This window comes from Caulobacter sp. 17J80-11 (genome assembly GCF_014349105.1).
Classification (GTDB): domain Bacteria; phylum Pseudomonadota; class Alphaproteobacteria; order Caulobacterales; family Caulobacteraceae; genus 17J80-11.
On the sequence record NZ_JACSJI010000004.1, the window covers coordinates 226,821 to 251,532 of the forward strand.

At 71.2% G+C, this 24,712-nt stretch carries 26 protein-coding genes; 15 read left to right on the forward strand and 11 right to left on the reverse strand.

Annotated features, from left to right (window positions below):
• The first annotated feature begins 224 nt into the window (after positions 1-224).
• The 3 genes from H8B08_RS06640 (at position 225) to H8B08_RS06650 (ending at position 1,972) form a co-directional block, all read left to right on the forward strand.
• On the forward strand, positions 225-620 hold the full coding sequence (locus H8B08_RS06640; protein WP_187449411.1) for a hypothetical protein: 396 nt from the start codon (positions 225-227) through the stop codon (positions 618-620).
• Positions 620-820 carry a helix-turn-helix transcriptional regulator gene (locus H8B08_RS06645; RefSeq protein ID WP_187449412.1) on the forward strand — a complete coding sequence of 67 codons (201 nt, stop codon included), beginning with the start codon at positions 620-622 and terminating at the stop codon, positions 818-820. The genes H8B08_RS06640 and H8B08_RS06645 overlap by 1 nt, the downstream gene beginning before the upstream one ends.
• Positions 821-1,054: 234 nt before the next feature.
• Positions 1,055-1,972 (forward strand): alpha/beta fold hydrolase, encoded by a 918-nt coding sequence (locus tag H8B08_RS06650; protein ID WP_187449413.1) that lies wholly within the window; start codon positions 1,055-1,057, stop codon positions 1,970-1,972.
• A gap of 139 nt (positions 1,973-2,111) precedes the next feature.
• Here the strand turns inward: H8B08_RS06650 and H8B08_RS06655 are convergent, their stop codons facing one another.
• From H8B08_RS06655 to H8B08_RS06675, 5 genes are all read right to left on the reverse strand, one after another.
• On the reverse strand, positions 2,112-3,332 hold the full coding sequence (locus H8B08_RS06655; protein ID WP_187449414.1) for a DUF1624 domain-containing protein: 1,221 nt from the start codon (positions 3,330-3,332) through the stop codon (positions 2,112-2,114).
• Positions 3,333-3,407: 75 nt separating this feature from the next.
• Positions 3,408-3,680, reverse strand: coding sequence for a hypothetical protein (locus tag H8B08_RS06660; protein WP_187449415.1), 273 nt, complete (start codon positions 3,678-3,680; stop codon positions 3,408-3,410).
• 213 nt (positions 3,681-3,893) lie between these two features.
• Positions 3,894-4,235, reverse strand: coding sequence for a GIY-YIG nuclease family protein (locus H8B08_RS06665; RefSeq protein WP_187449416.1), 342 nt, complete (start codon positions 4,233-4,235; stop codon positions 3,894-3,896).
• Between the two features lie 245 nt (positions 4,236-4,480).
• Entirely contained in the window at positions 4,481-4,849 is a 369-nt protein-coding gene (locus H8B08_RS06670) for a hypothetical protein (protein WP_187449417.1), read from the reverse strand.
• 55 nt (positions 4,850-4,904) lie between these two features.
• Entirely contained in the window at positions 4,905-5,717 is an 813-nt protein-coding gene (locus H8B08_RS06675; RefSeq protein WP_187449418.1) for a hypothetical protein, read from the reverse strand.
• Between the two features lie 164 nt (positions 5,718-5,881).
• Between H8B08_RS06675 and H8B08_RS06680 the strand changes: the two genes are divergently transcribed.
• Positions 5,882-6,472, forward strand: a complete 591-nt coding sequence (locus H8B08_RS06680) for a sigma-70 family RNA polymerase sigma factor (protein WP_187449419.1) — start codon at positions 5,882-5,884, stop codon at positions 6,470-6,472.
• A 257-nt stretch (positions 6,473-6,729) separates the two neighbouring features.
• Here the strand turns inward: H8B08_RS06680 and H8B08_RS06685 are convergent, their stop codons facing one another.
• From H8B08_RS06685 to H8B08_RS06700, 4 genes are all read right to left on the reverse strand, one after another.
• Positions 6,730-7,584, reverse strand: coding sequence for an alpha/beta hydrolase (locus H8B08_RS06685; protein WP_187449420.1), 855 nt, complete (start codon positions 7,582-7,584; stop codon positions 6,730-6,732).
• A gap of 335 nt (positions 7,585-7,919) precedes the next feature.
• Positions 7,920-8,669 carry a porin gene (locus H8B08_RS06690; protein WP_187449421.1) on the reverse strand — a complete coding sequence of 250 codons (750 nt, stop codon included), beginning with the start codon at positions 8,667-8,669 and terminating at the stop codon, positions 7,920-7,922.
• Between the two features lie 361 nt (positions 8,670-9,030).
• Positions 9,031-9,762: a hypothetical protein gene (locus H8B08_RS06695; RefSeq protein WP_187449422.1), complete on the reverse strand. Its 732-nt coding sequence runs from the start codon at positions 9,760-9,762 to the stop codon at positions 9,031-9,033.
• A 235-nt stretch (positions 9,763-9,997) separates the two neighbouring features.
• Positions 9,998-10,756, reverse strand: a complete 759-nt coding sequence (locus tag H8B08_RS06700; RefSeq protein WP_187449423.1) for a hypothetical protein — start codon at positions 10,754-10,756, stop codon at positions 9,998-10,000.
• Positions 10,757-11,022: 266 nt separating this feature from the next.
• Between H8B08_RS06700 and H8B08_RS06705 the strand changes: the two genes are divergently transcribed.
• The 10 genes from H8B08_RS06705 (at position 11,023) to H8B08_RS06750 (ending at position 20,195) form a co-directional block, all read left to right on the forward strand.
• Positions 11,023-11,370 (forward strand): endonuclease domain-containing protein, encoded by a 348-nt coding sequence (locus tag H8B08_RS06705; protein ID WP_187449424.1) that lies wholly within the window; start codon positions 11,023-11,025, stop codon positions 11,368-11,370.
• 194 nt (positions 11,371-11,564) lie between these two features.
• Complete coding sequence (locus H8B08_RS06710) at positions 11,565-13,706, forward strand: S9 family peptidase (protein ID WP_187449425.1); 2,142 nt, start codon at positions 11,565-11,567, stop codon at positions 13,704-13,706.
• 12 nt (positions 13,707-13,718) lie between these two features.
• Entirely contained in the window at positions 13,719-14,102 is a 384-nt protein-coding gene (locus tag H8B08_RS06715) for a hypothetical protein (RefSeq protein WP_187449426.1), read from the forward strand.
• A gap of 429 nt (positions 14,103-14,531) precedes the next feature.
• The gene (locus H8B08_RS06720) at positions 14,532-15,155 is read left to right on the forward strand and encodes a hypothetical protein (RefSeq protein ID WP_187449427.1); all 624 of its coding nucleotides are present in this window, start codon (positions 14,532-14,534) and stop codon (positions 15,153-15,155) included.
• A gap of 284 nt (positions 15,156-15,439) precedes the next feature.
• Positions 15,440-16,141, forward strand: a complete 702-nt coding sequence (locus H8B08_RS06725) for a hypothetical protein (RefSeq protein WP_187449428.1) — start codon at positions 15,440-15,442, stop codon at positions 16,139-16,141.
• A gap of 176 nt (positions 16,142-16,317) precedes the next feature.
• Positions 16,318-16,605, forward strand: coding sequence for a hypothetical protein (locus H8B08_RS06730; protein WP_187449429.1), 288 nt, complete (start codon positions 16,318-16,320; stop codon positions 16,603-16,605).
• A 311-nt stretch (positions 16,606-16,916) separates the two neighbouring features.
• The gene (locus tag H8B08_RS06735; protein WP_187449430.1) at positions 16,917-17,987 is read left to right on the forward strand and encodes a glycosyltransferase; all 1,071 of its coding nucleotides are present in this window, start codon (positions 16,917-16,919) and stop codon (positions 17,985-17,987) included.
• 4 nt (positions 17,988-17,991) lie between these two features.
• Positions 17,992-19,014 carry a polysaccharide pyruvyl transferase family protein gene (locus H8B08_RS06740; RefSeq protein WP_187449431.1) on the forward strand — a complete coding sequence of 341 codons (1,023 nt, stop codon included), beginning with the start codon at positions 17,992-17,994 and terminating at the stop codon, positions 19,012-19,014.
• A gap of 234 nt (positions 19,015-19,248) precedes the next feature.
• Positions 19,249-19,887: an acetoacetate decarboxylase family protein gene (locus tag H8B08_RS06745; protein WP_187449432.1), complete on the forward strand. Its 639-nt coding sequence runs from the start codon at positions 19,249-19,251 to the stop codon at positions 19,885-19,887.
• A gap of 65 nt (positions 19,888-19,952) precedes the next feature.
• Entirely contained in the window at positions 19,953-20,195 is a 243-nt protein-coding gene (locus tag H8B08_RS06750) for a hypothetical protein (RefSeq protein WP_187449433.1), read from the forward strand.
• A gap of 9 nt (positions 20,196-20,204) precedes the next feature.
• Here H8B08_RS06750 and H8B08_RS06755 read toward each other — a convergent pair whose 3' ends face one another.
• Both H8B08_RS06755 and H8B08_RS19450 read right to left on the reverse strand, forming a co-directional pair.
• Positions 20,205-20,624 carry a hypothetical protein gene (locus H8B08_RS06755; RefSeq protein ID WP_187449434.1) on the reverse strand — a complete coding sequence of 140 codons (420 nt, stop codon included), beginning with the start codon at positions 20,622-20,624 and terminating at the stop codon, positions 20,205-20,207.
• Between the two features lie 89 nt (positions 20,625-20,713).
• Positions 20,714-21,901, reverse strand: coding sequence for an RDD family protein (locus tag H8B08_RS19450; protein ID WP_187449435.1), 1,188 nt, complete (start codon positions 21,899-21,901; stop codon positions 20,714-20,716).
• Between the two features lie 229 nt (positions 21,902-22,130).
• On the opposite strand from H8B08_RS19450, the gene H8B08_RS06765 reads away from it, so the two are divergent.
• Positions 22,131-24,712, forward strand: a 2,582-nt coding sequence (locus H8B08_RS06765) for an S-layer family protein (protein ID WP_187449436.1), incomplete at its 3' end; no start/stop codon positions are given.

The window sequence follows — 24,712 nt, forward strand, 5'->3', positions numbered from 1 at the left end:
ACCCTCGGGCTTGTCCCGAGGGCCCAGGGTTCCGCTCGCACGAACCGTCGGTGATCAGGCGCACGAAACGCGCCTGCGAACGGACCTGGCGTGGTGCGGCGCAAGCCCGAGGGTGACGATGAAGGAGGGGCGCTGCAAAAAAGTGAGCGATCCGCGAAATGTCAGGTTGACCTGACACGGCGTGCATGTCAGGTTCTCCTTACAAGACGTCAGGAGGACTTGTCATGTGGAAAAGCGACGCTCCCGCCTCGCAGAACTATCTCGTCGGCACCTTCGCGTGCCTGGGCCTCTACATGGCCGCCCTGTTCGGCGTGCGCGCCGGGGTGCAGGCCGGGGCGCTGTCGGGCCCGATGCTCTACGCCGCGGCCGCCGCGCCGGGGCTGGCGGTCGCCGCCCAGCTGCTGGTCACCCTTCGTTTCATGGCCGCCTCGGACGAGTTCGTCCGCGCGGTGACGGCCAAGCGCTTCATCGTCGCCGCCACCCTGACCTTCGCGGGCTTCACCGTGTGGGGCTTCCTGGAGGACTTCGCCGGCTTGCAGCACGTGCCCGGCTGGTACGTCTACCCGGCCTTCTGGGTGCTGATGGGCGTGCTCAACCCCTTCATCCGGAGCTCGCACTGATGAAGAACCGTCTTCGTGTCCTGCGGGCCGAGCGCGGCTGGACGCAGGAGGAGCTGGGCAAGCGGCTGGGCGTGTCCCGCCAGGCGGTCAACGCGCTGGAGACCGAGAAGCACGATCCCTCGCTCGACCTGGCCTACCGCATCGCCGCGGCGTTCGAACTCAAGGTCGAGGAGGTGTTCGAGAACCCGCACGCGGCTTAAGCGAAATCCTCGGCCTTCGACGAGCTCAGGATGAGGATTTCTACTCATCCCGCCCGCCAGTAGCCCTCCAGTAGCCCTCATCCTGAGCTTGTCGAAGGACGAGGGCGGACCCTGGACCTGAACCGAGTTCCCACCCGCCCTCAGGGGCCTGCGTACCAGTCCTGAACGCGTACCGCTCTGGGTCCCCGCTTTCGCGGGGATGAGCGGAAAATCAGAACCCCAAGGAGACTTCCCATGCTTACGTCGCGCGTCCTTCGCGCGGGCGCGGCCCTGTGCGCGCTCGCCGTCTTCACCGCCGCCGCTCCGGCCTTCGCCGCCCCGGCCGCCCCGGCCGCCCCGGCCGCGGCCGTCCAGTCCCAGCGCATCAGCGTCGAGGTGGTCGGCTCCGGCCCCGACGTCGTGCTGATCCCGGGCCTGGCCACCTCGCGCGAGGTGTGGCGCCCGCTGGCCGCCGAGCTCGCCAAGACCCACCGCCTGCACCTGGTGCAGATCTCGGGCTTCGCCGGCCAGCCGGCCCCGGCCGGGTCGGAGCCGGCCGTGGTCGCCCCGGCCGCCGAAGAGATCGCCGCCTACATCCGTTCGGCCGGGCTGAAGCAGCCGGCGGTGATCGGCCACTCGCTGGGCGGCGCGGCCGGGCTGATGCTGGCCGAGCGCCATCCGGAGCTGGTCGGCCGGCTGATGGTGGTCGACGCCTTGCCCTTCTACAGCGCCATGTTCGGCCCCGGCGCGACGGTCGAAGGCGCCAAGCCGTTCGCCGACCAGGCCTACGCCCAGGTCGTGGGCACCGACGCCGCCAGCTTCGCCGCCGGCCAGCAACGCACCGCCGCCGGCCTGGTCAAGGATCCGGCCACCCGCGCCAAGGTGGTCGAGTGGTCGGTGGCCTCCGACCGCGTGACCCTGGCCAGCGCCGTGCGCGAGATCATGACCACCGACCTGCGCCCGGACCTGGGCGAGGTCCGCGCGCCGGTCACCGTGCTCTACGCCTGGGACGAGGCCTCGGGCCTGCCGGTCGCGGCGGTCGACGGCCTGTTCAAGGGCGAATGGGCCGGCGTGAAGGGCGTGCAGATGGTGCGGGTCGACGGCTCGCTGCACTTCATCATGGCCGACCAGCCGGCGAAGTTCGCCGCCGAGGTGGAGCGGTTCCTGAAGTGAGGCGAGGGGGGGGGCGGGGGTGTGGAGCTGCGCTCCACCCCCGACCAGCCCAGCTTCGCGAGGGTCGCTCAAGTTTCGTCACCCTCCGGACAAGCCCGAGGGTGACGACTTTGGAGGGGCGCCGTGAGCTAGGCGGAGCTCACAGATAACTCCACCACCACTCGCCGCTGCGCCGCCGCTTCAGGTCGCCGAACCACCGCGCCGGGCCGTAGAGGATGACCAGCACCAGCGCCCACAGGCCCCAGACCACCGGCAGCGGGAAGCCCCAGCCGATCTCGATCAGCGGGCCGGGGTCGACGATGACGCCGACGAAGGTCTGGGCCGGCAGGCCGAAGGCCATGCCGATCCCCAGCATCAGCAGGTGCGCCACCACGATGTGGCCCAGATAGCTGAAGAACGGCACGCGCCCGAACACCAGGAAGAACTCGGCCAGCCAGCCCTTCGCCCGCTCCAGCCAGGGCATCAGCAGGAACACCGGGCCCAGCGTGACCAGCACGTAGAGCAGCGAGGGCGGATACTTCGAGACGTCGAACATGTCGCCGGCGGTGCGCCACGGATCGCCGTGCGGGGCCCAGGTGTTGGCGTCGCCATAGACGTTCCAGCCGCGCAGGACCGCAAAGGCGGTGATCATGGCCAGGCCCAGCAGGGTCAGGATGCGCTTGCGCTCGGCCGCGTCCTTCAGGAACACGTCGCCCAGGCCGTAGCCCAGCGCCATCACCCCCAGCCAGGGCAGCAGCGGATAGGCGATGAACACCGGCTTGCCGAACAGTTCGCCGGCCAGGCCCGGCTGGTGCAGCACGTGCCAGAGGGGCGCCAGCGGCCCCAGGCTCTCGGCCGCGATCGGGTCCAGCAGGTTGTGCAGGCCGATCAGGGCCACGCCCACAGCCAGCACCGCCGCCCGCGGCAGCCAGACCAGCGCGCTCATCGCCACCATGCACAGCCCGATCGCCCAGATCACCAGCAGCGGGAAGGCGGGCAGGCTGAAGTTCCAGGCGAAGTTGATCAGCGTGAATTCCAGCAGGATCAGCCACAGGCCGCGCGTCAGCAGGAACTTCGACAGGGCGCCCTTCGAGCCCAGCTTCTCGCCGTGCAGGAAGGCCGACACGCCCGACAGGAACAGGAAGGTCGGGGCGCAGAAGTGGGTGATCCAGCGGGTCAGGTAGAGGCCGGCGTTGGTCTGGGTGACGTCCAGCGGGTCGAACAGCCAGGCCTGGTAGTGGAAGTAGTCGCGCACGTGGTCCAGGACCATCAGCACGATGACGATGCCGCGCATCAGGTCGATCGAGCTGATCCGCGTCCCCGCCGCCGCGACCGGCCGCGCCTCGACCTCAGCCCCGGCGTCCGCCGTCGTGTCCACCATGGCCGTCTCCCCCGAGCCTTGAGCGCGAGCATGCGCCCGGCGGAGAGTCGCAGCAAGAACGGCGTTATCGCCGGTTCAGAGGGCGTCGAGGCGGATCAGCGGCGCCATCTTGGCCACCCCGAAGGCGCCCAGCAGCACCAGCACCGCATAGCCCGCGGCCATGGCCGGCGCGATCTTGCCCAGCCGCCAGGCGCGGCTGAGGCCGATGACCGAGAACAGGATCACGCACGGCCCGGCCGGCGAGGTCAGCGGCGAAACCACCCGCATCACCACCCCCAGCACCACCGCCGCCACAAAGGCGCGGGCCAGGTCGGTCATGAGCTCGATCGCGTCGTCGCGGGGGATCATGGCGCGCAGGCTAGGCGGATTCGAATGTCGGGAAATCCTTCTCCCCTCATCCTTTGATCGTCACCCTCGGGCTTGTCCCGAGGGCCCAGGGTTCAACTCGCACGAACCGTCGTGGATGAAGCGCACGGCGCGCGGCGGCGAACGGCCCCGGCGCGGTGCGCCGGACGACTGGGCCCTCGGGACAAGCCCGAGGGTGACGAGTTGGGTGGCCGGTCAGTCCCTGACGTGGTCCCACTTCCACACGACCGGCTCCTCGCGGGTCAGGTCGGGGTAGAGGTCGTCCCAGTTGGGATTATCGCGCCCGATCAGGTTCAGCTTCCACTCGCGCGGATAGCGCTTGAGCGTCTTCTCGCGGCTGATCGCGCCGATCATGAGCTCGTGCGGCTCGTACCAGACCAGCCGCTTCAGCCCGTAGGTGCGGGTGAAGCCGGGAAACAGGCCTTCGCGGTGTTCGTGAACGCGGCGCAGCAGGCTGTTGGTCACGCCGACGTAGAGCGTGCCGAGCGGCTGGTTGGCCATGATGTAGACGGCGATGAACGGGCGCTTGTCGTCCATGGTGGAGCTTGGCCGGCGAACGGCGTTCGCCGCAAGCCCCCATTTATCGTCACCCTCGGGCGCCATCGCCGTCGCCCTCGCCCCCCCATTGTCGTCACCCTCGGGCTTGTCCCGAGGGCCCAGGCTTCAGCCGCACCACTTCCGGGCCGTTCGCAGCCGTGCGCCGTGCGCTCTATCTGCGACGCTTCGTGCGAACTGAACACTGGGCCCTCGGGACAAGCCCGAGGGTGACGATCGTGGGGGGCTCAGGCTCCCAGGTGTTTAGGTCTTATCGAGAGGGCGATCGCGATCACCCACAGCGAAACGTAGATCGCAGCTTGAACCGTTAGATTCAAAACCAGTTCGCCAGCTCTATTTTCGGAATTGATGCAGGTTCCGGTCTCCCGCAAGCAAGAAGACAAGGCCCACGCGCTAGACAGCATCATTCCAAGCCCGGCAACGCCGCCGCCCGCAAATCTCCAGGCGTTTCGCCTTGCGGAGACCACCGCCCAAACCCCGAGGATCCAGAACATCGGCGTAATCCAGCGGGGCCATCCCGGGATCCACATCCACACGAATACGATGTTCACGGCCAGACATGCGGCCACGGCGACAAGTGAGCCGAGTGCTTTCATGAGCCATCTTTGCGGGCTCCGTCCTTCTCCCTCAAGGGGAGAAGGATCACTGCGGCTAGTGCTCCATCTGCGCCTTGACCCCGGTCGGGTGTTGGGCGGCGCTGGACTTGGCGGTCTGGGCGGTGATGGCGCTCATCCAGCGGGCGGCGGTTTCGGGGGGCAGGGCGGCGAGCGCGTCGTAGAAGGCGACCGAGCCGGCGCACTGGTCGTGCGGCGGGGCCTGGCGGGCGTTCGGGCTGAGGATCAGGGCGACCAGGTCGGCCTCGGCTCCGGACTTCAGCATGGCGGCGCGCAGGGCGTTCAGGTCGGCGGCGCTGGGCGGGGCGTGCTCGACGGGGGCTTCCTGGCCGTGGCGGGCCGCCCGCACCCGGGCCTCGGCGGCGCGCGACAGCAGGGTCGCGGCCTCGCTCGAGGTGCGGGCGCCGGTCGGCAGGCCGCTCATGCCGAACTGGGCGCACAGCCGCTGGTCGTCGGCCTGCAGGCGGCGCACCACGGCCCGCTCGGCGGCGATCACGGCGGTCAGGTCCTCGACCGGGGCGGCGGCCACGTAGGCGGCGCGGCGGTCGGCCTGTTCGCGGGCGCGCTCCATGGCGCGGGCCTGCACTTCGTTCAGCGTATGGCCCTCGCGCAGGTCGGTCAGCATCGCCCCGCGCAGTTCGGTGTAGTCGGCCGGATAGTACTGCTTCAGCGCCAGCATGTAGGGGTCGGCGGCGGCGAACGCGTCCAGCTTCTGCTCCAGCTGGGCCGGCTCGCCCACCGCGCGCGGCAGCCGTCCGGCCTCGGTCAGCCGCCAGGCGATCAGGGCGAGCAGCACCACCGCGGCCAGCCAGAGGCCGGCGGTCCACCACTTGCGGCGTGTCGGGTCCAACGGCGCGGTCCTCATCTCTCAATAAACGCGTGAACGCGGCTCCTTCTCCCGTGGCGAGAAGAAGGAAGGAAGTCCCCTGTGAAATTACCGTGGAGCTTTTTCCCCAGCTTCGCGTTCACCAAGCGTCAGGGGAAGTCGCCCCGCTGTAGCCGGATGTTTGTCGCATGCGTAGCCTGCAAGCTTCTGACGAGACCTTCAGAAACGGTCTCACCGCGCTGATCCCTCAGCTCCGCGCCTTCGCCCGAACTCTATGCCGAAACCGCGCCGAGGCCGACGACCTGGCCCAGGACGCCCTGCTCAAGGCCTGGAACGCGCGCGAACGCTTCGAGCCGGGGACCAACCTGAAGGCCTGGGCCTTCATGATCCTGAGAAACCAGTTCTACTCCGACCGGCGCCGCGCCTGGCGCTCCTGCGCGCTGGACCCCGAACAGGCCGAGCGCACCCTGGTGGCGGCCTCGTGCCCGGACGCGGGGCTGGAGCTGGACGAACTGCGTCGCGCCCTGGCCCTGCTGCCCGACGAACAGCGCGAGTCGCTGATTTTGGTCGGGGCCGGCGGCTTCTCCTACGAGGAGGTCGGCGAGATCTGCGGGGTCGCCACCGGCACCATCAAGAGCCGCGTCAGCCGCGCCCGCACCCGCGTCGAGCAGATCCTGGCCGAGGGCGCGTTCGGCGAGGACGACGTGCCGCCCGCCCTGGCCATGGACGCCATTCTCGCCCAGCTGGGCAAGCTGACCCACGGCGCCTGGGCGGCGTAAGCGTTTCCTTCTCCCGCCGCCGCGGGAGAAGGAGGGGCGGATGAGGGGGCTCGCGAGCGTTCAGTTCCGCGGGACCCCTCATCCACCCGCTTCCCACATCGTCACCCTCGGGCTTGTCCCGAGGGGCCAGGGTTCAGCTCGCACATACCGGTTTGGTCCCGGCCGCACGGCGCGCGGCTGCGAACGGCCGGACCGTGGTGCGGCGGACGGCTGGGCCCTCGGGACAAGCCCGAGGGCGACGACTTATCGGAACGCTCTCAGCGCATCTCTTTCCCGAGCAGGGTCCCCACCTCGGTCAGCGCGCCGACCGCCCCCTTGGACAGGTGGGTCAGGTTCAGCCCGCCGTGCACCAGGGCCGGCCAGGTGCGTTCGAACACCAGCCGCCCGGCCCCGGCCAGGCGCCGGCCGTAGGCCTCGACGTCGGCACGCACCGGGTCCAGCGGGCCGCCGCCGGCCAGGAGCGTCGGCGGCGCGTGGTCCAGCGGCGCGTCCAGCAGGGAGGGGAAGGGGGCGTCGCCGATCTCGCGGCGGATCGACTGGGCGGCCACGCGGCCGATCACCCGGAAGTGGCGCAGCACCTCCTCGCGCCAGACCGCGTCCTCCAGGTGCAGCAGGGGATACAGCAGCAGCTGCAGCGGCACGCTGCCCGGCCGCTCGGCGTTCAGCGTCAGCGCGGTCAGGGCCGCCAGGTACGCGCCGGCGCTGTCGCCGCCGAGCGCCAGCCGTTCCGGATCGACGCCCAGCTGCTCGCCCTGTTCGCGCACCCAGCGCGCGGCGGCCAGCGCGTCGGCCTGCTGGCCGGGGAAGGCGGTTTCCGGCGCCAGCCGGTAGCCGCAGGAGATGAACCGCACCCCCGACGAGGCGGCCAGCCAGCGGCAGACGCTGTCGTGGGTGTCGATGCTGCCGCAGACGAAGCCGCCGCCGTGGAAATACAGCAGGGCCGGGCCTGAGGCCGGCGCGTTGACCGGCGCGTACAGCCGCGCGCGCAGCGGACCGCCGGGGCCCGGGGCGCTGAGCTCGCGCACCTCGCCCAGCGGCGGCGCGTGCCAGTCCTGGTCGGACAGCAGCCGCTCGGCCGCCTCGCGCAGGCCGCGGATCAGAAGGCCGGTCATCAAGCTCCCCCGGGTATTCGAGCGCACAGGTCGGACGGCGCGGGCGGGAGGTCAAGGGCCGGTGAGGCGCGCTCCGCGCAAATAGCTGATCGTCACCCTCGGGCTTGTCCCGAGGGCCCAGGGTTCAGCTCACACGAACCTTCACGGGGAGGGCGCACGGGACGCGGCTGCGAGCGGCCCAGGCGTGGTGCGGCGGACGGCTGGGCCCTCGGGACAAGCCCGAGGGTGACGGGCGTGGGGCGGAGGTCGTCGCGCCAGGGCGAGCCCGCGCACGCCCAAACGAAAAAAGCCCCGCGGTTTGCCGCGGGGCTTTCCGTATCGCAGCGTCGAAACGCTTAGATGATGGCGCCGAACAGCACTTCCGAGAAGTTCACGCCGCCCTTCAGCGAGGCGCCCGAGCGCACGCGCGACTTCAGGGAGTCCGAACCGAAGGTCCAGCGGGCGCCCAGGGTCCAGGTGGTGATGTCGTCGCCGCCGAAGTCTTCCAGCGACTTGTCGTTGTACTGGACGAAGAAGCTGACCGGAGCGGCTTCCGGCTTCCACTCGGCCGACAGCGACCAGGTGTTCAGCTCGAGGTCTTCGACTTCCATGCGGCCCAGGTCGGCGCCGAAGGCCAGGTTGTCGGTGGCGAAGAAGGTGGCGCCGGCCGAGACGTTCCAGCCGTCCAGGTCGTTGCCGAAGATTTCGATGCTGTTGTAGCCGAGCGCGCCGTCGAAGGTGACCTTGTCCAGGTTGTAGGCGCCTTCGACGCCCAGGCCCCAGGCGCTCATGCCGCTCATGTCGGTGGTGTCGACGTAGACGCCGGCGGTGTAGGCGTCGGTGCGGTTGAACACGTGCAGGGCCGCGTCGGTGTACTGGAAGGCGTCGCCGTCGTCCGACAGGCGCTTCACGGCCACGTCGCCCTGGACGTTCCAGCCCGAGGCGATCTCGGTGGTGGCGGCGCCGCCGATGGTCAGGACGTCGAGGTCGCCGAACGGCACGTCCAGTTGGCCGTACGAGGCTTCCAGCTGGCCGGCGCCGGCGAAGGCCGGGGCGGCGGCGAACAGGGCGACGGCGGCGGCCGAAGCGGTCAGCAGGGTCTTCATGGGAATTCTCTTTGCTGTGCGTCCCGCAGGCGGGGAGGCCCGCGGCGATGTGGCGCGGACCTAAGCGGTTGCTTTCAGCTTAGCAATTAGCTTGGCCGTAGTTCGCGCGCGCACAGGTTGAGATGTGACGTTTTTGTGACAGAGGTGTGGCGCGCAAATCCTCCCCCGAGCGAAGCGGTGGGGGAGGGGGACCGCGAAGCGGTGGAGGGGGCTCCAGCGGAGCGCGCCCTTTCAGCTGCGCGGTCGCCCGGACGAGCCCCCTCCACCACCCTTCGGGTGGTCCCCCTCCCCCAGAGGGGGAGAAATAAAAAGGCCCCGCGGTCGCCCGCGGGGCCTTCCGTAGTCCGTCAGGTGATCCGGATCAGAAGATCAGGTCGCCCAGGCTCAGGCCGCCCTTCATCGAGGCGCCCGAACGATCGCGTTCCTTCAGCGAGCCGCCGCCGAAGTTCCAGCGGGCGCCCAGGGTCCAGGCGCTGACGTCGTCGCCGCCGAAGCTGGAGACGTCCTGGTTGGAGTAGCCGGCGAAGAACGACACCGGCGAGGACTCCGGCTTGAATTCAGCCGAGATGTCCCAGGTGGTGACGCTGTCGATGAAGTCGAAGTCGGCGTAGCCGACGCCGGCGCCGATCGAGAAGTTGTCGGTGGCGAAGAAGGTGGCGCCCAGGGTGGCGTTCCAGCCGTCCATGTCGCTGCCGAAGCTCTCGGCGGTGTTCCAGCCGATCGAGCCGGCGATGGTCGCCTTGTCGAAGAACTTCTGGCCTTCGACGCCCAGGCCCCAGGCGCTGGCCATTTCGATGTCGCTGCTGTCGACGTAGACGCCCATGGCGTAGCTGTCGTTGCGCTTGAACAGGTGCAGGGCCGCGTCGGTGAAGTTGATGTTGCCGCCGCCGACGTCGACACGGTGCACGGTGGCGTCGCCCTGGATGTTCCAGTCGGCGCCGACCTCGGTCACGGCCGCGCCGCCCAGGCTCCAGACGTCCACTTCGTCTTCGACGTTGGTGTAGCTGAGGTCGACCTGGCCCGAGCCGGCGAAGGCCGGAGCGGCGGCGAACAGGGCGGCGACGGCCGCCGACGCGACGAGAAGCTTCTTCATTTGGATAACCCCCGGGGTGCATCCGCCGGTTCGCCCGGCGGTTGTGCGCGAGTTAAGCAAGCTTCACGTTACCTGCAAGAACGTTGATATCTCCGGCGCGCGATCTGTCTCCGGGCGTGTCGGACCGGACACAGGGGCGTGGCCGGGCTGCGTCCTCAACGCGGCGCAAAGAATAGGCCCCGCGGTCGCCCGCGGGGCCCGGAGTCAGCCCTCGAGAGGAGGGTCTCGGCGCAGATCAGAACAGGACGTCGGCGAAGCCCATGCCGCCGTGCATGGAGGCGCCCGTGCGGTCGCGCTCCTTCAGCGAGCCGGAGCCGAAGTTCCAGCGCACGCCCAGCCGCCAGCTGGTGGAGTCCTCGCCGAAGAAGTTCTCGTCCTGGCCGCGATAGCCGGCGAAGAACGACACCGGCATGGTGTCCGGCTTGAACTCGGCGGTCAGGCCCCAGACGGTGGCGTCCAGCTCCTCGACGTCCATGTGCTTGACGTCGGCGGCGATCGAAATGTTGTCGGTGGCGAAGAAGGTCACGCCGGCGGTGGCGTTCCAGCCGTCGACGTCGTCGCTGCCGAAGAACATGCCGCCCTCGGACTTGTTGAAGCCGATCGAGCCGTTGATCGTGGCGCGGTCGAAGTACTTGGCGCCTTCGACGCCCAGGCCCCAGGCGCTCATCATCAGGACGTCGGTGCTGTCGGCGTAGACGCCGGCGGCCCAGCTGTCGTTGCGCTTGAACAGGTGCAGGCCGGCGTCGGTGTAGTTGAGGCTGGTCGACGGGCCGAAGAAGTCGACGTCGACGCGGTGCACGACGGCCTCGCCCTGGACGTTCCAGTCGCCGCCGATCTCGGTGGCGGCCGCGCCGCCCAGGTTGACGGCCTTGAAGTCGACGAAGCCGGCGTCGAGTTCGGCGTAGCTCAGGTCGACATAGCCGGAGCCGGCGAAGGCCGGGGCGGCGGCGAACAGGGCGGCGACGGCCGCGGACGCGGACAACAGCTTCTTCATGGGATCCCCCGTCAGCGCGCCGGGGAAGAGGTCCCGCGGCGGGCGGGTTCACCTACGAGGCGAGCGCAAGCTTTGCAATAACGCCGTTATTCGACCGTGCGCGGAGCGGACGAAGCGTGGCCCCGGCGCCACGTTGCGGGGAGGGGCTCCTGATCCTTCTCCCCTTGAGGGAGAAGGACGGAGCCCGCGCCCCGGAGGTGTAGCCGAAGGGCTGCGCGGGAGGATGAGGGGTCGCGCCGCGCTCGGCCGTCTGCCAAGCTTCGCCCATGGCCGACCAGCTCACCCTTCGTCGGCGCGCCCGCGGCATGCGCCAGGCGCCGACCCCGACCGAGGCCCGGCTCTGGGCTCTGCTGCGCAGTTCGAAGCTGCGGGGGCTGAAGTTTCGTCGCCAGGTCCCGATCGGCAACTACATCGCCGACTTCGCCTGCTTCTCGCCCCTGCTCATCGTGGAGGCGGACGGCGGGGCGCACCGCAATCCGGAATACGACGCCGAGCGCGACGCGTGGTTTCGGGCCGCCGGGTTTCGGGTGCTGCGCATTGCGAACGAGGTCGCCATCACCGCCGGCGACGAGGTGGCGGCGATGATCCTGCAGGCGGCCGGGCGCGAGCTGTAGCTGCGGCCGAGCGCGGCGCGACCCCTCATCCTCCCGCGCGGACCTGCGGCCCTGGCGGGCCTCCGGTGCGCGGGCTCCGTCCTTCTCCCTCAAGGGGAGAAGGGAAGAGGCGGGCGCAAGCCTCTAAGCTGTTGGCGTCCCCGCTTACCCGTGCGAGCTTAACCGTAAGGAACACGCACGTCCGGGGGATCTCAATGCGCTCCATCATCGCCGCCGCGATCGCGGCCGGCCTGGCCGCGCCGGCCGCCTACGCCGCCGAGGCGCCGGTCGCCGCCAAGAAGCCGTATGAAGTGACCGCCCCGGCCGGGGCGCGCCAGGACGAGTACTACTGGCTGCGCGACGACACCCGCAAAAACCCGGAGATGCTGGCCTATCTGAACGCCGAGAACGCCTACACCGACGCGGTGCTGGCCCCGACCAAGGCGCTGCAGGAAAAGCTGTACGGCGAGATCGTCGGGCGCATCAAACAGGACGACAGCTCCGTCCCGTTCTCGCTGCGCGGCTACTGGTACTACACTCGCTTCGAGACCGGTAAGGACTATCCCGTGCTGGCGCGCCGCAAGGGCGCCATGAGCGCGCCCGAAGAGGTCATGCTCGACCAGAGCGCCATGGCCGAAGGCAAGGGCTACTTCGCGGTCGGCGACTGGGTGGTCAGCCAGGACAACCGCATCCTGGCCTACGCCGAGGACACGGTGGGCCGCCGGCAATACGTCGTGAAGTTCAAGGACCTGGCCACCGGCCAGACCCTCGCCGACGAGATCCCTGACGCCGAGCCCAACCTGATCTGGGCCGACGACAACAAGACCGTCTTCTACGTCGAGAAGGACCCGGTCACCCTGCTGTCGACCCGGGTGAAGGCGCACGTGCTGGGCACGCCGGCCAGCGCCGACAAGCTGATCTACGAGGAGAAGGACACCTCCTTCTACATGGGCCTGGGGCGCACCCGGTCGGACAAGTACGTGTGCATCTACCTGCAGAGCACCGTGTCGACCGAGCAGCGCTGCTCGCAGGCCGGCGCCGACTTCGCCAAAAACGGCGAGCCGGGCGGCTCCTACTTCCGCACCATCGCCCCGCGCGTCCGCGACCACGAGTACGAGGCCGACCAGCTGGGCGACCGCTGGGTCATCCGCACCAACTGGGGCGGGGCCAAGAACTTCAAGCTGATGACCATGGGCGACACGACCACGCGCTGGGGCGATCCCGGCCAGTGGCGCGACCTGGTCCCGGCCTCGAAAGACGTGTTCATCCAGGGCTTCCAGCTGTTCGACGGCTTCGTGGCGGTGGACGAGCGCTCCGGCGGCCTGCGCCGGCTGCGCACCCTGACGCCGGACGGCAAGTCGAGCTTCGTGGCCAGCGACGAGCCGGCCTACACCATGGGCTTCTCGACCAACGCCGAGCCCAACACCACCAAGCTGCGCTACAGCTACACCTCGCTGACCACGCCGCAGACCATCTACGAGATCGACGTGGCGACGGGCCGGCGCGAGCTGCTGAAGCGCACCCCGGTCCTGGGCGGCTACGATCCGGCTGACTACGTCACCGAGCGGCTGTGGGCGACCGCCCGCGACGGCACGAAGGTGCCGGTCTCGGTGGTCTACAAGAAGGGCTTCAGGAAGGACGGCTCGGCCGCCATGCTGCAGTACGCCTACGGCAGCTACGGCATCTCCACCGACCCCAGCTTCTCGCCCTCGGTGGTCTCGCTTCTGGACCGCGGCATGGTCTACGCCGTGGCGCACATCCGCGGCGGCCAGGAGATGGGCCGGCCCTGGTACGACGACGGCCACCTGCTGAACAAGAAGAACACCTTCACCGACTTCATCGACGTCACCCGCTTCCTGGTGAAGGCGGGCTACGCCAGGAAGGACCGGGTCGCCGCGATGGGCGGCAGCGCCGGGGGCCTGTTGATGGGCGCCGTCGCCAACATGGCGCCGGACGACTACCGCGCCATGGTCGCCCAGGTGCCGTTCGTCGACGTGGTCACCACCATGCTGGACGAGAGCATCCCGCTGACCACCAACGAGTTCGACGAGTGGGGCAACCCGAAGGATCCGAAGTACTACGCCTACATGCTGTCCTACAGCCCTTACGACAACGTCGAGGCCAAGGCCTATCCGGCGATGTATGTCGGCACCGGCCTGTGGGACAGCCAGGTCCAGTACTTCGAACCGGCCAAGTGGGTCGCCCGCCTGCGCGCCAAGAAGACCGACCAGCACACGCTCGTCTTCCGCGTGAACATGGAGGCGGGCCACGGCGGCAAGAGCGGCCGCTTCCGCAAGTTCCGCGAAACGGCGGAGAGCTACGGCTTCATCCTGACCGAGCTGGGGGTGGAGAAGTAGGGGGGCGGGCGCATGTCCCTGCGTCGGCTTCAGGCGTTCCTGTCCGGTTACGCCGGGCTCTGGACCTTCACCGGGGGCGTCGCCCTGTCGGGCGCAGCGCTCGTCGTGGCGATGGTTCTGTTTCGCGCCGAGGCGGAACCGATCGTGCGCTTCGCGTTGCCGCTGCTGATGAGTGTTGGACGTCACCGGCATGGTCACTCCCACTACCGGTACGAGGAGGATCACTACGGCTTCGTGATCGGCTTCATTGTCGTGACGACGGTGGTGTTCGTGGGGCTGCTGATCTGGGGCATCGCCGGGAAGCCCGAGTCGGATCGACGCCTGGAGCGGCATCTCGAGGCCCAACTCGAACAGTCGATGCGACGCTCGACGCGGAGCATCGACGATCTGCGCTGACGACGGACGCCACCCTGCGCCTTAGAATCCATCGCGGCGAGCTTGCGCTCGGGGCCGGGCTGGTCAAGGACCGGCTTGGACGGGCCGGCCGCGCCGCGGCGCGCGTGCCGCGCGTCCTTGAGCAGCCCGGTCCCGAGCGCTCCAATTCCACCATGGATCTAAGGGGGCACCGGCCCGTCGGTGACGGAGCGCAACGCCCCCCCCCACTGTCGTCACCCTCGGGCTTGTCCCGAGGGCCCAGGGTTCCGCTCGCAGGATCGGGAGAGGGGACGCGCACCGGCGCGTGGCCGCGAACGGCCTGGGCGTCGTGCGGCTGACGGCTGGGCCCTCGGGACAAGCCCGAGGGTGACGATGAAGGGGCGCGTGACCCCAAGGGCGAAGCGGCCTAGCTAGCGTTCGAACCCGGCGCGTCGCCGGCGGAGGGTGCGCGTGACCGAAGCCGAACGACTGCAGGAGGCCGAGCGGCTGTTCGGCGAGGGCACGCAGGCGGAGTCCGACGGGCGAGAGGACGAGGCTATGGGGCTGATCCGCCGCGCTGCCCTGATGGGCGAGGTGAGCGCCTGGATCTATCTCGGCTGCCTGCTCACCGACCGCGGCGGACGGGATTACGCCGGCGGCATGCGCTGGCTGAAACGGGCGGCCTGGCGCGGGGAAGCGATGGCGGCCTGGAATCTGGCCATGCAGTACCGCATCGACGAACGGCCCGCGCCCTACCTGCGCTGGATGCGGGTGGCGGCTCGGTTGGGCTGGGCCGACGCCCCTGTGGTGCTGGCCGAGATCGACCGGCGCCGGGCCGCTGGCCAGCCCTGGGCCATGCTGAAGCAGGGGCATGTCGACGCCCTGGACCTCGAGTGGGAGCTGGAGGACGTGCGCGACGGCAAGGCGAGCGCGGCCAAGGCGGCGGAGTGGGCCGAGGGCGTGATCCACCGGCGCTGGGCCGCCGGGGTCGCCCCGGCCGACCGCGAGCGGCTGCTGCCGGTGCTGTGGGAGATGGCCGCGCCGGGTCTGACCCCGCAGCGCGCGGCGGAGCTGATTTACAAGCTGACGGCGTGAGCCGCGGCTGAACGCCAAGTCGGGCCCGCGCGCTCGCCCCACTGTCGTCACCTCGGGCTTGTCCCGAGGGTCCAGGGTTCCGCTTCGCAGGAGCGGGGGAGAGGGCGCGAGCCCGGCGCGCGGCTGCGAACGGCCTCGGCGTCGTGCGGCCGACGGCTGGGCCCTCGGGACAAGCCCGACCATCACGACGAAAGCGCTGCCCGCCGATTGACGTTCTTCCAGCGTCGCCGGATGTTCCCCCACCGGCCGCACGGGGGCGGCCGGGTCCCGTGTTGGAGCTTTCTATGAAACCGACCGCCCGCCTGCTCGCGGCCGCCGTGCTGGCCTGCGCCGGGTCCGCCGCCGCCGGGGAGCCCGTCGCGCGCGAGCCGGCGCGTCCGGCCGCGCTCACCGCGCCGCAGCAGTCGGGCCGCCGCGTCGTTCCTGGGCCGACGCGTGTCGTGCCGACGAGCGGACCGCAACTGGTCTGGGCGCGCGCGCCCAGCGAAACGGACATCGAGATCTCCTATCCGATCGAGGCCGCGGTCCGCTCGATGGAGGGGCGCGTGGTCTATCTGTGCCGGATCTCCCGGACGCTGACCCTGGAGGCCTGCCAGGTGGAGAGCGAGAGCCCGCCGGGGGAGGGCTTCGGCGAGGCCGGGCTGGGCCTGACGCAACGCTACCAGTTGGCCTCCGGCCTGGCGCCGGGGGAGGTGATCCGCCTGCCCATCCGCTTCATCCTGGACTCGCCGCCCGAGCCGCGCGAGTTCACCGACGAGTGCGCCGGTTACGCCGTCGCAGTGGAGCGGACGATCCGTCACCTGGACGGGGTGCCGGGCTGGTGGGCGCGGTACTGGGCCGCCCGGTCGCGCTACCTCGCGGTGCAGGCCGGCGAGGCGGACACCCCCGATCGGCTGGCGGCCAGCATCGCCAACGCGACCGAGCGGCTGGCCGCTGGCAAGGAGCGCGGCTGGTTCGGCAAGCTCGGCGCCTGCTCGCTGCGCTAGGGCGGCCGGCGACTCCGCCTCTACTTCCCCGCGCCCCGAACAGCCACCGGCCGGCCTCGCCGCCGGTGGCCCCTCCTTCGCCCGCAAGGGGAGAAGGACCAGGGCGGCGACCTTGCGCCGCGATTGACCCGCGCGCCGGCCCGCCCAATGTTCCGCGCCTGTCGGAGGGCGTGCGCGTGGCGATGATCTCGGTGACCGGCCTGGTCGGGGCGGCGGCGCTGGCGGCCTACGTCACCGCGGGCCTCGAGCTGCGGGCGACGGTCAGGCGGCTGCGCGCCGAGGGCCGCGGCGCCGACGTGCTGCCCGAAGAGCTGCCCGTGGTCGGGCCGCGGGCCTGGGCCTGGGCCTTCAGCCACCGCCACCGCGAGGTCGGCGACGTGCACCTGAGCCGGATGGTGATGCTCTGGCGGGTGGCCATCGCGGCCCTGCCGGTGGGCGTGCTGGCCCTGTTCATCGGGGGCTAGCCCCGGCGGCGAGCCCGAGCCCGAGCCCGAGCCCGAGCCCGGTCCCGCGGGCTCCAATCCCACCGTGAAATACAGGCGGGCTTCGGCCCGTCGACGTCGGCGCCCCGCGCGCCGGCGCGCCTCTGGCGTTGCTTACGTGCATGTAAGCTCTCTTGATGGTTGCGGTCGAGTCTTTGACTCAACTGGGAATCGAGAGCTAAGTGACGGGAGCGTGACGGGGAGGGTGGCGTGAGATCGCGTACAAGCGTGATTGAGTCCCTCGCCCTCCGGGCTGCGGCGCGCGCAGACACGCACAAGCACTGGCGGCCGTAATGCACGGCCGTCCTCTGAGCATCCTCCACGTGCTGATCCACAAGGGCTATGGCGGCGCGGGCCGTTACTGCCTTGATCTGGCGCAGAGACAGCGCGACGCTGGCTGCCGGGTCGGCTTCGTCTTGCGGCCTAGTGATCCGAAGGCGCGTGTAAGCATTTACGACTACCTGCCGGCCGACGTCCCGCGCTTCATGGCCTGGCGGCCGTTCGAGAGCTTCTCGATCGGCGGGGCGGCGGCCCGCTTCAAGCCCGACGTCCTGCACGCCCACGTCGGCTGGTCGGCGCGCGCGGTCGGCGCGATGCGCAGGCGACCGCCGGCGGTCGCCACGCTGCACCTGGGCTACAAGGCCAAGGACTGCGCCCGGCTGGACGGGGTGATCCGCATCGCCGACTGGCAGTCGCGCGACATGGCCGATTATCGCGGCCGCGCCGAGACCATACCGAACTGGCTGCCCAAGCAGCCGGCCGTCCTGCCGGCGGCGGTCACGGCGCTGCGGCGCGAGCTCGGGGTGGGGCCCAAGGACATACTGGTCGGATCGGTGGGGCGGCTGCACCCGGTCAAGGGCGTGGACCTGCTGGTGAAGAGCTTCCGCCAGACCGCGCCGGCGAACGCGCGCCTGGTCGTGCTGGGCGACGGGCCGGAGCGGGCCGCGCTGGAGGCCCTGGCCGACGGCGACCCGCGGGTGAAGCTGGTGGGCTATGTCTCCGAGCCCGCGCCCTGGTTCCGGGCCTTCGACCTGTTCGCCATGCCCTCGCGCTTTGAGCCGTTCGGCATCGCCGCGCTGGAGGCCATGAACGCCGGCGCGCGGATCGTCGCCGCGGACACCGGCGGGCTGGGCGAGGTGCTGCGGAACACCCCCGCGGAACTGGTGCCGCCCGACGACGAGGCGGCCCTGGCCTCGGCCCTGACGCGGTTCTTCGAACAGCGCGCGGCCGGCGGCCCGGCGCGAAGAATCGCCTATGACATGACGCGTTACCAGGGCGAGGACGCGGTGCGGCGCATCGACCGTTTCTATCGGGACGTGATCGCGCGCTCGGCCGAGCCGGCCGACGTGGCGCGCGTGGCGTGAGCCGATGAAGCTGTTCTACAGCAAGCAGAAGGCCGGCAACTTCGGGGACGACCTGAACGCGTGGCTGTGGGCGCGCCTGGCGCCGGACCTGTTGGACAGCGCCCCCGACGTCTCGTTCAGCGGCATCGGCACCGTCATCGGGCCGCGCATGACCGGCCCCGGCCCCTGGATCGTGTTCGGCAGCGGGGTCGGCTACGGGCCGCCGCCGCGCGGGTTCGGCGGCGAGGACTGGCGCGTGGTGTGCGTGCGGGGGCCGGTGACCGCGCGGGTGCTGCGGCTCAAGCCCGAGCTGGCCTGCACCGACCCGGCCATCCTGCTCTCCGCCCTGCCGGAGTTCGCGCCCGTCGCCGACGGCGAGCGCCACGGCGTCGTCTTCGTCCCGCACCACAGCGCGCTGGAGCGTGGCGCGTGGGCGGCCGTCTGCGAACGCGCCGGGATCGAATACCTCAGCCCCCAGACCGACAGCGTCGAGGTGGTCAAGCGCCTGCGCACGGCCAGGCTGGTGATCGCCGACGCCATGCACGCGGCCATCATCGCCGACGCCATGCGCACGCCCTGGATCGCCGTGCGGACCTCGCGCGAGATCAGCACGCTGAAATGGTGCGACTGGACCCTGTCGATGGGGCTGCGGTACGCGCCGGTCGAACTGCCGGCCAGCACGGCGCGCGAGGCCGTCCGCAGCAACGCCCTGCACCTGTGGGGGCGGGACTACGCCTGCCACGACGCCAGCCTGGGCGGGCTGGAGTGGCACTTCTGGCGCGACGCCTGGCGCAAGACGCGCTGGTGGTGGTCGCTGCGCCGGCGCCTCGGCAAGAACCTGTACAAGGTGATCGACGCGATCGAGGGCCGCTGGCGCAAGGGCGAGGACGAAGGCCGGCTGGACGCCGCGGCCAAGGTCCTGGCCGACCTGGCCAGGCGCCCGGGCACGCTCAGCGACGCGTCCGTCGGCGCCCGCCACACCGCCCGCCTGCTGCGCGAGCTGCGCGCGCTCGAGGCGCAATACGCCGACGTCCGGGCGCGGGCGTAGGGCGGCGCCGCGGCTTCCAAACTGTCGTCACCCTCGGGCTTGTCCCGAGGGCCCAGCCGTCCGCCGCACGACGCCAGGCCGTTCGCAGCCGCGCGCCGGTACGCCCTTCCTCTTCCGATCCTGCGAGCGGAACCCTGGGCCCTCGGGACGAGCCCGAGGGTGACGGCAATAGGAGAGGGCGCCGCCAGGGGAGGGGCGTCGCGCGTTGTCCGTCCAGACGTGGAGGACGCGATCATGCCGGCCGGCCAGACGGCGGACGCCTTTCCCCCGCCGCCGTGGATCCTGCGCGGGCGGGCGCTGGTCTCGGTCTGGCTGACCGAGGCGCCGGTCCTGCCGGCCGGCCTGCGTCCGCTGCGGCTGGGCGGGCGGAGCCTGGTGGTCGGGCTGTGGGCCGACTACGGCCCGGGAAGCACGCTGGCGTATCGCGAGGTGCTGCTGGCCACGCCGGTGTGGGATCGGCGCGGGCCGGCGGTCCACGTGAGCTGCTGCTGGGTCGACGCGCCGGCCTCGGTCGCGGGCGGCCGGGCCGTCTGGGCCGTGCCCAAGCGGCTGGGCGCCTTCAGCCCCGGCGAGCGCCTGAACGACGCCGGCGTGCCGGTCGCGGCGCTGGAGGACGCGCAGCCGAGCGGGCCGCACGTTCCCGCGCCGCTGTTCGGCCGGCTGCTGCAGGCCGACGGCGACACCCTGGTCTCGGCCGCCTTCTCCGGCCGGGCGCGGATCGCGCCGGCGCGCGTTCGCTGGACCGCGCCGCCGGGCTCGCCGCTTGCGCGCGTGGCCGGGCGGACGCCGCTGCTCAGCGTCGCGCTGTCGGACCTGGAGCTGCGGGTCGGCCGGCCGCAGCGGCGCCCAAACGGGGGGAATTTCCGCACGTAATGGAGGAGGGGTGACGGCGCGCCGCCGTTAACCTAACCACGGTCGTCGAACGGCGGAGACGATTCGTGGTCGAGGTTCTGGTGGTGTGGGCGGCGCCGCTGCTTCTGTGCGCGGCTCTGGTGGGCAAGCTGGCGGTGGCGAAGCGCAGCGGCGCGATCGGCGAGGGCGTGCTGTTCGGCCGCCCGGTGGCCCGCGCCGTCGACCCGGCCCGCTTCGACGGCCTGATGGCCCTGACCGCCGTGCTGGCCGTGATCGTTCTGGCCCCGCTGGCGGCGCGCGTGGCGCGCCTGGTGCTGGTGGCGGGCTGAGGCGGCCCTCTAGAGCAGCTTGGCCTGCGCCGCCTTTTCGCACACGCCGCTGCCGCTCTGGCCGCCGCCGGAGAAGCGCAGCGCCCCGGTGCGCCGGTCGATGGTGTACGAGGTGTCGGGAAACGCCTTGGTCCAGAGGTTCTGGCTCTTGTCGGCCGACCAGGTGACCTCGTCGTCGGTGACCTCGCGCACGTAGAGCGGTTTGCCGTTCAGCACGACGCTGGGGCGCTCCAGGTCCAGCGTCACCTGCCAGGTGAAGTCGCCAGTCTCGCGCTCGTACTCGTAGTGGGACTGGCCGACCGGCCCGACGCGGTCGGCGGTCACGACGGTGCCCGAGCCCTTGCACAGCAGGGTGACCGGCCCGGCCGGTGCGGCGGCCGGCTCGGCCTGGGCGACGACCAGCAGGCCCAAGGCGACAAGCAGACTCACGACGGCGTCCTCCCCGACAGCGGCGCGAGCCTAGCAGCGCGGCGCCGCGGGTTCCAAGGCCGCGTAACACGGGTCGGCCAGGGCTCGCCTCAGGCGCCCGGGGCCGCCGGCGGGGCGTCCTGGGCGGACTTGGTCGGCGCCGGAGCGGGCTGGGCGGCGTTGGGGGCCGGGACCGGCGGGACGACGACCGGCTCGAGCTTCATGACGACGGGCTCGACCGGGCGCGGCGGCTCGGCCCGCGCCGACGCCGCGGCGGCGTCCGCCTCGGCCTGGGCGACCGCGGCCTGGGCGTCGGCCTCGACCTCGGGCGTGGCGTCCGGCGTCGCGGAGGGGCGGGGAACCGGCTGATAGGGGGCCTGATAGCTGACCCAGGAGCCGAACAGGCCGACGTCGTAGCCGCGCTTCAGCACCACGGTGACCTGCTGGCCCGGGGCCAGCTCGTAGGCCGACAGGGCGGCTTCGGCCACGCGCTCGACCTCGGCCTCCTGGTCCTTCGGCCGGGCCTTGAGGCGGGCGGTGATCACCAGGGTGTGGGTGGTGGTCTTGCCCTCGTCGCCCCAGTAGGTGGTGGTGTTCTCGCTGACCTGGGCGTCCATCGCCTCGGGCAGGGCGTTCACCGCCGTCGCCGCGGCGCTCAGCGGGCCGACGTTGGGCGCCAGGCCGACCAGCACGTTCGGGCGCAGCACCATCCACACCCCGCCGGCGAGGCCCAGGCCGACGAACAGCCAGGCGAACAGCGGCGCGGCCGAGCGGGCGGCCGGGACCGCGCCCTCGGCGTGGCGGCGCACCACCGCCGTGCCGGAGACCAGGTCGTGGGCCAGCCGGCGCGAGGGGTGGTTGAACAGCAGCAGCACGATCTGCGCCAGGGTGACCCCGAACACCAGGGTGGCCGCCGTCACCGTGTAGATCTGCGCCGCCAGCGGGTCGTCGAGGGTCAGGTTCGTGCCGTTCAGGGTCAGCGGCGCCTGCAGCACCAGGGCCCGCCACAGCGAGCGGATAAGCCCGATCGGCCGGCCCCTCAGGGTCACGACCTTCAGCCCGAACAGGCGCATGCCCGGCGTCGCCCCGCCGCCGGCGCCGCTGGAGAACCAGGTGAAGTAGAGAAGGGCGACCGCTCCGCCGGCCAGCCGCAACGGCCCTTCGATCGCGGACACCAGATCGAAGAAGGGCAGGGTGGCGGCCGCGCCGACCGCGGCCAGGATCAGGCTGTCCACGACGAAGGCGAGCAGGCGTCGCCAGAAGCCGGCCCACACGGGCCGCGCGGTATCGTCCGTCATCATCCCCCCCGAGACGATTGATCTGGCGCTCACCATGGCGCCGGTCGGGCCGAATGGCGAACAGCCTGCACGCAAAAGGGGAATTCGCGCCGTCTATACAATTTTGTAGACGCGGTGGAGGTCGAACAGTGTTACCAAAAACTTAAAGCTTGACCGTTCCGCCGCCCCGTTTCGGGCGCGCGGCCGGTCGTACGCGCGCCCGGGGCGGGCGCGTCGGGGGACTTTGACGATGCTGGGCATGGTTCGGTCGGCGATCGCGCGGGCGCGCGGTTGGGTGTCGGCGCTGTCGTCGGCGGTTGCGCCGCAGCGCCGGGAACGGACCGGGGCGCGTTCGCGCCGGAAGCCCCGGCCGCTGGGCCGCGTGGCCTCCGGCCTGGTCGCCGGCCTGGCCCTGGCCCTGGCCGCGCCCTCGACCGCCTTCGCCCTTTCGGCCGGCTGCGCCGCCCTCAACGGCTTCAGCGGGACGTACACCGTCGACGGCGCGGGCAACGGCACCGACAACTGGGCCCCGGGCGCGGCGAACGGCGAGGTGGTCACCTATTCCTGGTCGGGGAACACCAAGGGCGCGTACGTCTACGTGATGTACACGCGGGCGAACGGGACCGTTTACGCGGGCCTGATCGACGGAACCGCCGCGAGCGGGTCCGGCTCCTTCACCACCTCGGGTACGGGCGACGTCGACGACTTCTACGAGGTCGGCGTCCAGAGCACTTCGGTCGTGACCAGCATCAACGACCCGAGCAAGAACAACAGCACCGTCAACATCGCCGTGAGCTGCGCGGCGGCCCCGCCGGCCCCGGTGGCCTCCAGCTTCACCTACGGTTCGATCGTCGCCTACAACGCCGGCGGCAATGTCCCGACCACCCTGAGCGTCGCCGGCCAGGTCACCAACAGCCCGAGCAACTACGCGGTCCCCTCGACCACCACCGCCCAGGGCGGCAGCGTCAGCATCGACTCGTCCGGCACGGCGACCTACGTCCCGCCGGTCGGCTTCCGCGGCAACGACAGCTTCACCTACAACGCCACGAACGCCGGCGGCACGTCGGGCAACGCCACGGTGACGGTCGCCGTCGGCAACCCGACCTTCGCGATGGCCGCGGCCCTGCCGAACGGCGCGACCGGCGCGGCCTACAGCCAGCAGGCCAGCCTGACCGGCGGCAAGGCGCCGTACTCGACCTTCTCGGCCAGCGGCCTGCCGGCCGGCCTGAGCATGAGCGCTTCGGGCCTGATCACCGGCACGCCGACCCAGACGGGCAGCTTCACGGTCACCGTCTCCGCCAAGGACAGCTCGACCGGCACGGGGCCGTACACCAGCTCGGCGCAGACGCCGCTGACCATCGTGTCGGGCGCCGACCTGCAGGCGGCGCTGACGGGGCAGTCCTCGGTCACCGCCGGCCAGACCGCGAGCCTCACCCCGCGGGTGACCAACGTCGGCACCGACGCCGCCGCGAACGTCACCGCGCAGATCACCCTGCCGTCCCAGATCACCTTCAGCAGCCTGACGGCGCCGGCCGGATGGAGCTGCACCACGCCCGCGGTCGGGGCCACGGGAACCGTGAGCTGCACCAAGGCCAGCGTCGCGGCGGGCGCCTTCGAGACCTTCACCCTGACGGTCGGCGCCGGCGCGGCGGCGTCGCCCGCCACGACGTCGCTGACCTTCAACGTGACCAGCGACACCGAGACGGAAACGGCGACCAAGGCCTTCTCCGTCCTCGCGCCCGACATGCAGGCCAGCCTGACCGGGCCGGCCTCGGTCGTCCGCGGGCAGAACGCGACGCTGACCCTGACCATGACCAACGCCGGGACGGCCGCGACGCCGATGACGTCGTGGCAGACCACCCTGCCGGCGGGCCTGACCTTCGCCAGCCTCTCGGCGCCGGGCGGCTGGAGCTGTTCGACGCCGGCCGTCGGGGCCGGCGGCCTGATGTCGTGCGGCGCGTCCAGCATCGCCGTCGGCGCCAGCCCGGTCTTCACCCTCGTCGTCGGAGTCGGGGCCGCGGCGGCCTCGCCGACCACGGTCAACGTCATGGCGCTGACCACCTACGAGTCGGAGTATCCCTCGGCCAGCTTCAATGTCCTGGAGGCGGCGCCGACGGTGACCTCGATTTCGCCGACCGCGGGCCCGACCTCGGGCGGGACCACGGTGGTCATCACCGGTACGAACCTCTCCGGCGCGACCGCGGTGGTGTTCGGCGCGACGGCGGCGACCGCTTACACGATCAATTCGGCCACCCAGATCACCGCCACCGCGCCGGCCGGCAGCGCCGGCACGGTGGACGTGCGGGTGACGACCGCGGGCGGGACCTCGGCCACCAGCGCGGCGGATCAGTTCACCTTCATCGCCGCCCCGACCGTGACCTCGCTCTCGCCGACGGCCGGTCCCACGGGCGGCGGCACGACGGTCGTCATCACCGGCACCGGCTTCTCGTCCGCCAACCCCACCGGCGCGGTGAAGTTCGGCGCGACGAACGCGACCTACACCATCAACTCGAACACCCAGATCACCGCCACCGCCCCGGCCAACTCGGCCGGCACGTACGACGTGACGGTGACCACCGCGGGCGGGACCTCGGCCACCAGCGCGGCCGACCAGTACACCTTCGTCGCCGCGCCGACGGTGACCTCGCTCTCGCCGGCGACCGGCCCGACGGGGGGCGGGACGACGGTGGTCATCACCGGAACCGGCTTCGCCGCCGCCTCCGGAACCGGCGCCGTGAAGTTCGGCGCGACGAACGCGACCTACACCATCAACTCGAACACCCAGATCACCGCCACCGCCCCGGCCAACTCGGCCGGCACGTACGACGTGAC

Bases quoted from the DNA above. Each gene is read 5' to 3' on its own strand.
- H8B08_RS06640 (WP_187449411.1), top strand. From the start codon at position 225: ATGTGGAAAAGCGACGCTCCCGCCTCGCAGAACTATCTCGTCGGCACC.
- H8B08_RS06645 (WP_187449412.1), top strand. From the start codon at position 620: ATGAAGAACCGTCTTCGTGTCCTGCGGGCCGAGCGCGGCTGGACGCAG.
- H8B08_RS06650 (WP_187449413.1), top strand. From the start codon at position 1,055: ATGCTTACGTCGCGCGTCCTTCGCGCGGGCGCGGCCCTGTGCGCGCTC.
- H8B08_RS06655 (WP_187449414.1), bottom strand. From the start codon at position 3,332: ATGGTGGACACGACGGCGGACGCCGGGGCTGAGGTCGAGGCGCGGCCG.
- H8B08_RS06660 (WP_187449415.1), bottom strand. From the start codon at position 3,680: ATGATCCCCCGCGACGACGCGATCGAGCTCATGACCGACCTGGCCCGC.
- H8B08_RS06665 (WP_187449416.1), bottom strand. From the start codon at position 4,235: ATGGACGACAAGCGCCCGTTCATCGCCGTCTACATCATGGCCAACCAG.
- H8B08_RS06670 (WP_187449417.1), bottom strand. From the start codon at position 4,849: ATGAAAGCACTCGGCTCACTTGTCGCCGTGGCCGCATGTCTGGCCGTG.
- H8B08_RS06680 (WP_187449419.1), top strand. From the start codon at position 5,882: ATGCGTAGCCTGCAAGCTTCTGACGAGACCTTCAGAAACGGTCTCACC.
- H8B08_RS06685 (WP_187449420.1), bottom strand. From the start codon at position 7,584: ATGACCGGCCTTCTGATCCGCGGCCTGCGCGAGGCGGCCGAGCGGCTG.
- H8B08_RS06690 (WP_187449421.1), bottom strand. From the start codon at position 8,669: ATGAAGACCCTGCTGACCGCTTCGGCCGCCGCCGTCGCCCTGTTCGCC.
- H8B08_RS06695 (WP_187449422.1), bottom strand. From the start codon at position 9,762: ATGAAGAAGCTTCTCGTCGCGTCGGCGGCCGTCGCCGCCCTGTTCGCC.
- H8B08_RS06700 (WP_187449423.1), bottom strand. From the start codon at position 10,756: ATGAAGAAGCTGTTGTCCGCGTCCGCGGCCGTCGCCGCCCTGTTCGCC.
- H8B08_RS06705 (WP_187449424.1), top strand. From the start codon at position 11,023: ATGGCCGACCAGCTCACCCTTCGTCGGCGCGCCCGCGGCATGCGCCAG.
- H8B08_RS06710 (WP_187449425.1), top strand. From the start codon at position 11,565: ATGCGCTCCATCATCGCCGCCGCGATCGCGGCCGGCCTGGCCGCGCCG.
- H8B08_RS06715 (WP_187449426.1), top strand. From the start codon at position 13,719: ATGTCCCTGCGTCGGCTTCAGGCGTTCCTGTCCGGTTACGCCGGGCTC.
- H8B08_RS06725 (WP_187449428.1), top strand. From the start codon at position 15,440: ATGAAACCGACCGCCCGCCTGCTCGCGGCCGCCGTGCTGGCCTGCGCC.
- H8B08_RS06735 (WP_187449430.1), top strand. From the start codon at position 16,917: ATGCACGGCCGTCCTCTGAGCATCCTCCACGTGCTGATCCACAAGGGC.
- H8B08_RS06740 (WP_187449431.1), top strand. From the start codon at position 17,992: ATGAAGCTGTTCTACAGCAAGCAGAAGGCCGGCAACTTCGGGGACGAC.
- H8B08_RS06745 (WP_187449432.1), top strand. From the start codon at position 19,249: ATGCCGGCCGGCCAGACGGCGGACGCCTTTCCCCCGCCGCCGTGGATC.
- H8B08_RS19450 (WP_187449435.1), bottom strand. From the start codon at position 21,901: ATGACGGACGATACCGCGCGGCCCGTGTGGGCCGGCTTCTGGCGACGC.